The 11,169-nt window shown below is 71.8% G+C and carries 7 protein-coding genes; 6 read left to right on the forward strand and 1 reads right to left on the reverse strand.

Features of this window, described 5'->3' with window-relative positions:
- Positions 1-8 precede the first annotated feature (8 nt).
- The 4 genes from QQY66_RS04550 to QQY66_RS04565 all read left to right on the forward strand — a co-directional run bounded on the left by QQY66_RS04550 (position 9) and on the right by QQY66_RS04565 (position 6,233).
- The gene (locus QQY66_RS04550) at positions 9-935 is read left to right on the forward strand and encodes an ABC transporter permease (RefSeq protein ID WP_301977737.1); all 927 of its coding nucleotides are present in this window, start codon (positions 9-11) and stop codon (positions 933-935) included.
- A gap of 14 nt (positions 936-949) precedes the next feature.
- Positions 950-2,938 carry a dipeptide/oligopeptide/nickel ABC transporter permease/ATP-binding protein gene (locus QQY66_RS04555; protein ID WP_301977738.1) on the forward strand — a complete coding sequence of 663 codons (1,989 nt, stop codon included), beginning with the start codon at positions 950-952 and terminating at the stop codon, positions 2,936-2,938.
- Positions 2,931-3,932: an ABC transporter ATP-binding protein gene (locus QQY66_RS04560; RefSeq protein ID WP_301977739.1), complete on the forward strand. Its 1,002-nt coding sequence runs from the start codon at positions 2,931-2,933 to the stop codon at positions 3,930-3,932. Before QQY66_RS04555 ends, QQY66_RS04560 begins: the two co-directional genes overlap by 8 nt.
- Positions 3,933-4,016: 84 nt before the next feature.
- Positions 4,017-6,233, forward strand: coding sequence for a glycosyl hydrolase (locus tag QQY66_RS04565; protein WP_301977740.1), 2,217 nt, complete (start codon positions 4,017-4,019; stop codon positions 6,231-6,233).
- A gap of 256 nt (positions 6,234-6,489) precedes the next feature.
- Here QQY66_RS04565 and QQY66_RS04570 read toward each other — a convergent pair whose 3' ends face one another.
- On the reverse strand, positions 6,490-8,622 hold the full coding sequence (locus tag QQY66_RS04570; protein WP_301977741.1) for a glycoside hydrolase family 36 protein: 2,133 nt from the start codon (positions 8,620-8,622) through the stop codon (positions 6,490-6,492).
- 106 nt (positions 8,623-8,728) lie between these two features.
- On the opposite strand from QQY66_RS04570, the gene QQY66_RS04575 reads away from it, so the two are divergent.
- Positions 8,729-9,766, forward strand: coding sequence for a LacI family DNA-binding transcriptional regulator (locus QQY66_RS04575; RefSeq protein WP_301977742.1), 1,038 nt, complete (start codon positions 8,729-8,731; stop codon positions 9,764-9,766).
- A 79-nt stretch (positions 9,767-9,845) separates the two neighbouring features.
- Positions 9,846-11,168, forward strand: a complete 1,323-nt coding sequence (locus tag QQY66_RS04580) for an ABC transporter substrate-binding protein (RefSeq protein ID WP_301977743.1) — start codon at positions 9,846-9,848, stop codon at positions 11,166-11,168.
- The last annotated feature ends 1 nt before the right edge of the window (position 11,169 follow it).

Raw genomic sequence — 11,169 nt, forward strand, 5'->3', positions numbered from 1 at the left:
GGACGGATGTGCTGACCCTGCTGCGCCGCCGTGCGGTCTCCAGCGTCATCCCGCTGCTGGTCGTCGTCCTCGGCGTGTTCTTCCTCGCCCGCCTCACCGGAGACCCCGCCAACCTGTACCTGCCGCTCAGCGCGACACCCGAGATGCGGGCGGAGTTCGCCGCCCGCAACGGCTTCGACGCGCCACTGATCAACCAGTTCGGCGACTACCTCGCCCAGGTCGCACGGATCGACTTCGGCGAGTCGCTGCGCACCGCCCAGCCGGCGAGCGAGGCGGTGCTCCGGGCCTTCCCCGCGACGATCCAGCTGGCGGGCTGGACGATGTTGCTCTCCATCGTGGGCGCCGTGGTGATCGGCAGCCTGGCGGCGTACCGGCCCAACTCGGCCATGGACCGGGTGGCGAGCCTTCTCTCCTCGACCGCCGCGAGCGTGCCCGACTTCTGGTTCGCCATCATGGGGGTGCTGGTCTTCGCGGTGTCGCTCGGCTGGCTGCCCACGTCCGGTACGAGCGGCGCGGCGGCCTGGGTGCTGCCCGTGGCCACGCTGTTCATCCGACCGTTCGGGGTGCTGGTCCAGGTGGTGCGGGGCGCCATGGTCACCGCGCTCTCCGCGCCGTACGTGAAGGTGGCGCGCAGCAAGGGCGCCTCCGAGGCCCGGGTGGTGTTCGGGCACGCCCTGCGCAACGCGGCGGCTCCCGCACTCACCGTCGCGGGCGACCTCGCCGTGGGGCTGGTCAACGGGGCCGTCGTCGTCGAGACCATCTTCGGCTGGCCCGGCATCGGCAAACTCATGATCGACTCGGTGCTGCAGCGGGACTTCGCGGTGTTGCAGGCCGCGGTTCTGCTCACGGCACTGGTGATCTTCGCGCTCAACATCCTGGTGGACCTCTGCCACGCGCTGCTCGATCCACGAGTACGGCAGCCGGCGGCGGCATGAGTCGAGGACGGGACATGCTTCGAAAAGCAGATGGGGCAGCGGCACAGCGGAACTGGCTCTCACCGCTGCTGCGGGACCGGTTCGCGTGCGCGGCGGTGCTGGTGCTGGTGGTGGTCGCGGTGTGCGCCGTACTGGGTCCGCTCCTCGCCGGCGACCTGGCGACCCGGCAGAACCTGCGCGCGCCCGGGCGGCCACCGTTCAGCCTCGACCACGGCTGGGCGTTCGTCCTCGGCAGCGACTCGCTGGGCCGGCCGGTCGTCGCCCGGCTGCTCGCGGCGGCCGGGACGACGCTGTCCGTGGCCGTGCCCGCCGTGCTGTGCTCCCTGATCGTCGGGTCGGTGTGGGGCATGTGGGCGGGCTATCACGGAGGGTGGCGCGAGAACGTGTCGCTGCGGATCGCCGACGTGATCCTCAGCTTCCCGTCACTGCTGCTGGCCGTGGTCGTGCTGTACGTGTTCTCGCCGAGCGCCGCCAACATTGTGCTGGTGCTGGCCGTCGCCCGGATCCCGGTCTATCTGCGCACCGCGCGCGCCGAGTCCGCGGAGCTGCGCAGCCGGCTCTTCCTCGACGCGGCCCGCACCTTCGGCGCCGGCGGCTGGGCGGCCATCCGGCGCCATGTGGCCCCCTCGGTGCTGCCCACGCTGCTCACCGTGGCCGCGCTCGACTTCTGCTTCGTGATGCTGGCCGAGTCCTCGCTGAGCTTCCTGGGCATCGGCATCCAGCCACCGGATGTGAGCTGGGGGCTGATGGTGGCGCAGGGGCGGCAGGAGTTGCAGAGCGCGTGGTGGATCGCGCTCTTCCCGGGGCTCGCCATCGTCGTCACGACCGTGTCGGCGACGGTGCTCGCCTCGTGGGCACGGCTGACAACGGATCCGGGGCAGCGGTGGCGGCAGGGGCTGCGGCGCGGTCGCCGTACGGCGGAGAAGGGTGCGGGCGCCCGCACCACCGTGGGCACCGGCGGAACCCGGGGCCACGGCCCGGCCGTCGGGCAGTCGGCGTCGGACGCTCACGTTGAACAGCCGGCGCCGGCCGCCACTCTCTCCGTCACAGACCTGTCGGTCGACATCCACACCCCCACCGGCCCCGTCCCCGTCGTCCGCGACGTCGGTTTCTCCGTCCGCTCCGGCGAGACACTGGCTCTGCTGGGCGAGTCGGGGTGCGGCAAGAGCATGACCGCGCATGCCGTCGCGGGGCTGCTCGATCCGGTCGCCGAGGTGGTGGGCGGGCAGGTGCGGCTGGGCGGTGAGGATCTGCTGGCGCTGGACGCGCGGGCCAGGCGGCGGCTGGCCGGGCCCGGGCTGGCCATGGTGTTCCAGGACGCGCTCAGTTCGCTCAACCCCGTCCTGACCGTCGGCACGCAGCTCGCGGAGCCGTTCCGGATCCACGAGGGCATGTCCCGGCGGGCGGCGCGGGCCAGGGCGGTGGAGCTGATGGAGCGCGTCGGCATCCCGGAGGCACGCGCCCGTGCCGACGCGTATCCGCACCAGTTCTCCGGCGGCATGCGCCAGCGCCTGCTGATCGCGACAGCGGTCGCGCTGCGCCCGAGGGTCCTGCTCGCCGACGAGCCGACGACGGCCCTGGACGTCACCGTGCAGGCCCAGATCATGGACCTGCTGCGGGAGTTGCGCAGCGAGCAGCACATGGCGCTCGTCCTCATCACGCACGACCTCGGACTCGCCGCCGAGCACGCGGACCGCGTCGCCGTGATGTACGCGGGCACGGTCGTGGAGAGCGGGCCGGTGGCCGAGGTGTTCGCTCGGCCCCACCACCCCTACACGCGCGGCCTGTTGGAGTCGGTACCGGCCGAACAGCACCGGGGCGCCCGACTCAGCTCCATTCCCGGCAGCCCGCCGGACCCGCGGTCCGTGCCCGCCGGCTGCGCCTTCCGCACCCGCTGCCCCATGGCCCGCGAACGCTGCGCCACCCACCGGCCACAGCTGACCACCACGGCGACCGGCCGGACCGCCGCCTGCCACTTCGGGAAGGAACTCGCCGATGCCTGAGTCGGGGACGCCGGGAACCGTGCTGGAGGCCACCGGCCTCGTGAAGAGCTTCCCGGTGAGGCGCGGCACCAGGCTGCGCGCGCTCGACGGCGTGGACCTGACCCTCGGTCGCGGGCAGACACTCGGCCTGGTCGGCGAGTCCGGCTGCGGCAAGACCACGCTGGCCAGGATCCTGCTGCTTCTGGAGCGCCCCGACGCGGGCACCGTACGGTACGACGGCGTCGACCCGTTCGCGCTGTCGGGTGCGGAGTTGCTCGCCTGGCGCCGGAAGGTGCAGATGGTCTTCCAGGACCCGTTCGGCTCGCTCAACCCCCGGATGTCCGCGGCGGATCTGATCAGCGAGCCCTGGCGCACCCACCGCGGCCTGGTGCCCGCCGGGAAGCGGGCGGCGCGCGTGGCCAAGCTGCTGGAGATGGTCGGTCTGCGCGCGTCCGACGCGCACCGCTATCCGCAGGAGTTCTCCGGCGGGCAGCGGCAGCGGATCGGGATCGCCCGCGCCCTGGCCCTGGAACCCGACGTCATCGTGTGCGACGAACCGGTCTCCGCGCTGGACCTGTCGGTGCAGGCGCAGGTGCTCAACCTGCTGTGCAACCTGCGGGACGAGCTGGGGCTGTCGTACGTGTTCATCTCGCACGACCTGTCCGTGGTACGCCATCTCGCCGACCGGGTCGCCGTGATGTATCTCGGCCGGATCGTCGAGTCGGGTCCGGCCGAGGAGGTCTTCGACCGGCCGCGCCATCCCTATACGGCGGCGCTTCTGTCGGCGGCGCCCTCGCCGGTGGCCGGCGGTGGGCGCGGGCGGCAGCGCATCCTGCTCACCGGCGAGATCCCCTCGCCGGTGAGCCCGCCGTCCGGGTGCCGGTTCCGGACCCGGTGCTGGCGCGCGCAGGGTGTCTGCGCCGAGGCCGCGCCCGCCGCACTGCCGGGAGCCCCGCTGCACAGCGCGGCCTGCCACTTCCCGCTGGAGGAGCGGACGCCGGCGGCCGCGGTCTGAGCGCCGAGAGGCGCTCTTCTGCTCAACTCGCCCTTCTCGTACCGTCGTTCCGCTTGAAGTGGCTACAGCGACGGAAGGGTTTTCATGGGCAGAGGTCTGCTTGCGCTGGTGCTCACCGCGGTCACCGGCGCCTCGCTACTCACCGCACCGGCGAGCGCGGCGCCGCCCGGCCCCTCCGACGTGTACCGGCCGGTGCGCGGGCCGTCCGCCCCCGCGGAGTACCGCTACGCCCAGAAAACCGTATCGGGCGAGTCGATCCCCCGCCACGCACACGACCTGGCCGCGGCGCAGGCCCGGAAGCTGCCCGTCGTCGGCGGGCGCTGGAAGAACGTCGGCCCCACGAACATCGGCGGCCGGGTCGTCTCCCTCGCGCTCGACCCGAAGCGCGCCGACACCCTGTACGCGGCGGCAGCGAGCGGCGGTCTGTGGCGCAGCACGGACGCCGGGGCCACGTTCCACTCGGTGTGGCCCGACAGCTGGACCCAGGCCATGGGCGCGGTCACGGCCGCCCCGGACGGCACCCTGTACGTGGGCACCGGCGAGCCCAACCCGGGCGGCGGCAGCGTCACGTACGAAGGGACGGGCCTGTACCGGAGCCGGGACGGCGGCCGGAGCTGGACGCCGCTCGGCCTGCGCGACTCCGGCGCGATCAGCGCCATCACCGTCGACTCCGCGAACCCGCGCCGCATCTATGTGGCCGCGGCCGGCTCGCTCTACAACGGCGGCGGCGACCGGGGCGTGTACCGCTCGGAGGACGGCGGCGCGACCTGGGAGCGGATCCTCGCCGGTGCCAACGAGTTCACCGGCGCCACCGAGATCGTGGCGGACGGCGACCGCCTGTACGCCGTGCTGTGGGACAAGCGCCGCCGCCCCGATCTGCGCACGTACGGCGGTGTCGGCTCCGGCGTCTTCCGCAGTACGGACGGCGGCGAGACGTGGGAGCGGCTGGGCGGCGGACTGCCCGCCGCGGGCCCCGACGTCGGACGCATCGGCCTGGGCGTCGCGGGCGACCGGCTCTACGCGATCGTCAACAAGGCCGACGGCCGCTTCGAGGGCTTCTACGCCTCCGCCGACGGCGGCGACGACTGGACCCGCACACCCGCCGACGACGACCTCACCGACTCGCAGTCCAGCTTCGGCTGGTGGTTCGGGAAGGTATGGATCGACCCCCGGGACACCGAGCACGTGCATGTGGCCGGGGTCGCCCTGCTGACCACCAAGGACGGCGGCGCCACCTGGACCGCCGACGACACGAGCATGCACGTCGACCACCACGCCATGGTGTGGGACCCGCGCCGCCCCGGCCGCGTCTACCTCGGCAACGACGGCGGTGTCTACCGCTCCGACGCGCGCGGCGACGGCGGCTGGGTCAAGTCCCGCCACCAGCCGTACACCCAGCTCTACAGCGCGGCGATCACCCCGCAGGACGTCACCCGGATCTCGGGCGGCGCGCAGGACAACGGCTCGCTGCGCTCCTGGGGCGGGGCGAAGTTCAACGAGTACCTCGGCGGGGACGGCGAGGAGAACCTGATCAACCCGGCCGACGTGAACAACGTCTTCGCCTGCTACCAGTACGGCAACTGCTTCCGCTCCACCGACGGCGGCGACACCCTTACGTACTTCGCCGACCGGACGACGTTCCAGCGCCGCAACTGGTTCACGCCGATGACCTTCGATCCGCGTGACCCGAAGATCCTCTACTACGGCTCCGAGGTCCTCAACCGCTCCACCAACGGCGGCGAGACCTGGCAGACCGTCAGCCCCGACCTGAGCGGCGGCCCGGGCTCCGACCCCAGCTACCCCAACTACGGCACCATCACCTCCATCGCCCCCGCGTCCGACGGCCGCACGGTCTACGTGGGCACGGACGACGGCCGCGTCTGGGTCACCAGGGACCTGGGCGCCACCTGGACGAAGCTGGCCGAGGGGCGCCCCTGGGTCACCCGGGTGGTCGTCGATCCGAAGAATCCCGACCGGGTGTGGACCACCCACTCCGGCTACCGCTCCGGCGACCCGCTCCCCCACGTGTACGGCAGCGCCGACGGCGGCCGGCACTGGCGCGACCTGTCGGGCAACCTCCCGGCGGCCCCCGTCAACGACCTGGTCGTGGCCCGTGGCGGTGTCCTCCATATCGCCACCGATCAGGGCGTGTTCACGTCCGTGACGGGCGGCGGACGCTGGCTGCGCCTGGGCCGCGGCATGCCGCAGGTGCCGGTGGACGACATCGAGTACGACGCGGGGCACCACCGGCTGGTGGCGGCGACGTTCGGGAGGGGGTTCTACGAGCTGACCACGTTCTGAGGGGGGACGGTCAGAGCCCCGGGATGATCCGCAGCCCTTCAAGGACCTCCTCGCCGTGCACCTCCTGCGCCGTGGCGCTCAGGTACAGGGCGAGGGGGCCCGCTGTGCCGACGAGGGCCAGCACCAGGTACAGATTGCCGTCGATGATCGCGCGTGCGGCCGTACTCGCTCATGTGTCCCCCTGCCCCGTCGGGTGGCGCCCACTTCAGGACTTCGGCGGCGTCATGGTTCCCGGGAGCGGGGCGAGCCCACCTGGTCAGGCGTGCATGGTCAGCCGGAGCAGCAGCACACCGGGTGTGCGCGGCAGGGAAACCCTCAGTCCGGTTCCGTCCCAGACGGCCGAGCCGGCGGCCGGAGCGGACGGGTGCAGGATCTCCGGGCGTACCGTGCGATCCCCCAAGTCACCTATGGGCACGTGGAGTTCGGGCTCCCCGCCCCGGCGCCACACCGACAGGTATGCCGTACGGTCGCCGGGCGCCCGCATGCCCAGTGCCAGCCATTCGTCCGTCCAGGCGGGCAGGCCGAGCGGCCAGAACGGTGCCGCCTGGGCGAGGTCGGGGCGGATCGCCTTGTAGACGCTCACCGCCTCCCGCACAAGGGCGAGTTGATGGCCGGTCATGCGATTGAGGTGGCCCGAGAGGTGGATGCGGCCGAGCAGTGCCCCGCCCAGGGTGAAGCGGATCAGGTCGTCGTCGAACTCGGGCTGTGGATAGGCCCAGACGGCGCCCTGTTCGGGCGGGACCGCCGTGGGCGCGGCGGCGGCGATCGGCGGGTAGCGCAGCGGGTCCTGCTGGTCGCTGGTGGACTGGAGCTGGGTGACGGCCAAGCAGGCCCCGTCCATGCGCATCCCGCCGGAGGCGCAGTTCTCGATCACCAGCCCGGGATACCGGTCCAGCACGTCGGACAGCCAGTCGAGGTAGGCCTGGGCGTGCCCGAGCAGCCCGGCTCCCGGCGCGATGTCCCCGGGCGCGCAGGTGCCCGGGTCGACCACGATGTTGTAGTCGAGCTTGAGGTAGCCCACGCCCCAGTCGCCCACGATCCGGTCCACCGTCCGGTCGAGATGCGCGCGTGCGGCCGGGTGTCGCAGATCGAGTTGGTGGCGGCCCTGTTCGTCGAGGCGTATGCCGTCCCGCTGGAAGAACGCCTCCGGAGGAAGTTCGGCGGCGAGCGGGCTGCGCACGCCGATGGCCTCCGGCTCCAGCCACAACCCGGGCACCATGCCCCGCTGCCGGATGTGGTCCAGGACCCGCTGGATCCCGCCGTCGGGAAAGCGGCGCGGTGAGGGCAGCCAGGCGCCGACGCTGTCCCACCAGCCCTCTGTGCCGTCGTCGTACCAGCCTGAGTCGATGCAGAAGTACTCCGCGCCGGCCTTGGCGGCCGCGTCGATCAGCGGCAGCAGTTTCGCCGTCGTCGGATCGCCCATGAGCGTGTTCATGTAGTCGTTGAAGACGACGGGGAGCGCGCTGTGGTCGGGGTGCGGGCGGCGTACGGCGCGGCGGTACGAGGTCAGGGCGCCCATCGCGTCGTCGAACCCCGAGCCGAGGGCCAGCACGCCCGGCACCGTGGTGAACTCCTCGCCCGGCGCGAGCCGGACCCGCCATTGGTGGGCCGCGTCGGTGGGGCCGTTCAGCGCGAGATACGTGCCATGCGCGCGTTCGCCCAGGTCCCAGCGCCAGCCGGCCGGGGACTCGACCTGCCACAACCAGGTGCGGCCACCGTCCCGTTCCGTCAGCGCGCCCATCGGCAGATGCCCGTCGGTGGGCCAGCTGCCGCGCCCGGTGAGCACGAGAGCGGCTCGGCTGTCGTGCTGGTGGGCGCGGACGTTGATGTCGGCGACCGCGTCGCGCAGCGGCTCGGCGAACCAGCGGCACTCGGCGAGCCAGTCGTTGCGGGCCCGGTGCACGTCGAGGGCGTCCGGGGCGGGCAGGCCGCCCAGCAGCAGACTGCTGACGGACTGGATGACAAGGGGCTGCGTGCCGTCGTTGCGCAGCCGGACGCGGGAGCGGAGCACCGGCACTCCCGTGGGCGTGGACAGTTCGGCGAAGGCCGTCAACCCGGTTGCCGGATCGTGGAGTTCGACGGTCAACCGCTCCCAGTCGGCGTGTCTGTCCGTACGGTGCCCCCGGTATGCGAGCCGCGCCCCGAGGGCCGTACCGGTGAAGCGCGGACCGGACCAGCCACTGCCATGGCCGAGGGCCGTCAACTCGACGAGAGGAAGGGCGGTTTCGACGTCGGCGGTGCGTGTCCCGTCCGGACGGTGGAGCGTGACGAGCCTGAGCGTTCCGTCGGTGCCGACCGCGAAATCGGCACGCAGCGCCGAGTGGCCCCAAGTGAAAGCGTCATGTGCGCAGTCGGAGGCTTTCTGAGCCACATCCGCCGTACCGGTCAACGTGCTTCCTCTCCCGCCCGCGCCGCCGGAGGCAGTCCGCGTCAGTCGTGTGAATCCGTCGTTACGGTCTCTTGACGGCCCCTGTGTGACCGGTCACAATCCTGGCATGAATGTGACCGGTCACACAAGGAGCCCGGCGAGCATCAGGGATGTCGCAGCCGCCGCCGGGGTCTCCTACCAGACCGTCTCCCGGGTGATCAACGGCCACCCCAGCGTCAAGCCGTCGACCCGGGAGCGGGTGCTCGCCGCCATCGACGAGCTGGGTTTCCGGCGCAACGCCACGGCCCTCGCCCTGGCCAGCGGCCGCAGCCGGGCCGTGACCGTGCTCACCGCCAACACCACCCACTACGGCTACGCCTCGATCCTGCAGGGCGTGGAGGAGGCCGCCCGCGCCGCGTCCTACGCGGTCGGGATAGGCGTTCTCGAGTCGGCCGCGGAAGCCGCCGTCGCCGCCGAGGTGCGGCGGGCCGCGGACGTGGGCGGCGGACTGATCGTGATCGCCTACGATCCGGCCGGTGTCCGGGCCCTGGAGGCGGTCCCCGCCGGGCTGCCGGTCGTCGGCGTGGTCGAGACCCCGGCGAGTCCGCCCGGCGACAACCGGCCCTGGGTGTGGACGGACGACCGCGAGGCCGCCTACCAGGCGACCCGCCATCTGCTCTCCCTGGGCCATGAGACCGTGCACTACGTCGCGATCCCGTCCAGCACCCGCCGCACCAGCGCCCGAACCAGCGGCTGGCGGCAGGCCCTCAAGGAGGCCGGCGCGCCGGAACACCGTCCCGTGCAGGGCAGTTGGGGTCCGGCCGGCGGCTACGCGGCGAGCCGGGAACTCGCGCGGAACCCAGCCGTCACCGCGATCCTGTGCGGCAACGACGACCTCGCCCTCGGAGTGCTGCGGGCCCTGCACGAGGCGGGCCGCTCGGTGCCGGACGAGGTCAGCGTGGCCGGGTTCGACGACGCCCCGCACTCCGCCTATCTGACCCCGTCGCTGACGACCGTACGCCTGGACTTCACCGGTCTGGGCCGGTCCGCGTTCGCCCTGCTGCACGGCGTGCTGGAGGAATCCGCGCAGATCGCCCCGCATCCCGTCTCCGTGCTGGAGCTGGTGGTGCGGGAGAGCTCGGGGCCGCCGCCCGCCAGGGGCTGACCGCCCGGCCACTCCCCTACTGAGATCTCGGTACCGCCGTCCTGAACCACCTGTTCTCGAAAGGCACTTGAGGTACGTGATGAAGAGTAGAGCCCTCCCCGCGCTGGCCCTGATATGTGTTGCGGCCCTGGCCGCCACCGCGTGCAGCGACCCCACCGCCGCGGACTCCGATACGGACGCCAAGCAGACCGCGGTCGATCCGACCGCCCGCCTGGACGGCGTGAAGCTGACCATGTGGACCGCGCAGAACACGGTCGACGCGCCCCAGCAGGTCATCGACGCCTTCAAGAAGGCCACCGGCGCCACGGTGGAGACCCAGGCCATCCCGGACCTCTACGAGCAGAACGTGCCGACGAAGCTGGCCTCCGGCGACCGCCCCGACCTGATGTTCTGGCAACCGTCCATCTCCACGCTGCCGTTCGTCCAGCCGCAGCAGAACCTCCTCCCCCTCGACGGGGAGCCGTGGGAGTCCAGGCTCGGCGACACCGAGAAGACGCTCGGCATGATCGACGGCAAGCGGTACGCGGCGATCGTCACCAGCCCCGCCATGCTCGGCGTCTACTACAACAAGGAGGTCTTCGAGCAGGCGGGCATCGCCGAGAAGGACTTCCCCAAGTCGTACGACGATCTGCTGGCCCTCGGCCACAAGGTCACCGACAAGACCGACGCCGCAGCCTTCTACGAGGCCGGCGGCGACAAGTGGCCCCTGCAGTGGCAGATGCAGGTCCAGCTCACCGACCTCGACAAGCAGTGGTGGGACGGGCTCAACGAGAACAAGGAGAAGTGGACCGACCCGGTCGTCGTCGACGCGATCAAGAAGTACAAGGAGAAGCTGCTCGACGCCGGGCTCGCCCAGAAGAACTACCGGACGGGCACGTTCACCGGGCAGGCCGACGCGCTGTGGAAGGGCGAGGCCGGCATGGTCCTCAACGTCACCTCCTTCCAGAGCCAGTTGCAGGCGAAGTACTCCACCGCCGAGATCGACGACAAGATCGGCTGGTTCCCGATCGCCAACTCCTCGGCCACCGGCATGTACTCCCCCGACCAGACCAACGGTGTGGTCGCCTTCAAGACCGGAGACGAGAAGCGGCAGAACGCCGCCCGGCAGTTCCTCGCCTTCTGGCTCGGCCCCGACTACGACGACTACATCAAGGCGATGAAGATCCCGTCCGTGCAGCCGTCCGTGCCGACCCCCGACGGCCTCCCGCAGACATCCAAGGACCAGGTCGCCGCCCTGCCCACGGCCATCGGGGTTTTCCAGGCCAAGGCGATCGTCGCCCCGGACACGCACCTCTACCTCGCCAACATGATCTTCGGCAAGAAGGACCCGCGGCAGGTCGCCCAGGCCATCCAGGACCAGTTCGCACAGGTGGCCAAGGCCCAGGGCGCACCCGGGTTCTGAC

This window comes from Streptomyces sp. DG2A-72, assembly GCF_030499575.1.
Taxonomy (GTDB): domain Bacteria; phylum Actinomycetota; class Actinomycetes; order Streptomycetales; family Streptomycetaceae; genus Streptomyces.

Bases quoted from the DNA above. Each gene is read 5' to 3' on its own strand.
- QQY66_RS04555 (WP_301977738.1), top strand. From the start codon at position 950: ATGCTTCGAAAAGCAGATGGGGCAGCGGCACAGCGGAACTGGCTCTCA.
- QQY66_RS04560 (WP_301977739.1), top strand. From the start codon at position 2,931: ATGCCTGAGTCGGGGACGCCGGGAACCGTGCTGGAGGCCACCGGCCTC.
- QQY66_RS04565 (WP_301977740.1), top strand. From the start codon at position 4,017: ATGGGCAGAGGTCTGCTTGCGCTGGTGCTCACCGCGGTCACCGGCGCC.
- QQY66_RS04575 (WP_301977742.1), top strand. From the start codon at position 8,729: ATGAATGTGACCGGTCACACAAGGAGCCCGGCGAGCATCAGGGATGTC.
- QQY66_RS04580 (WP_301977743.1), top strand. From the start codon at position 9,846: ATGAAGAGTAGAGCCCTCCCCGCGCTGGCCCTGATATGTGTTGCGGCC.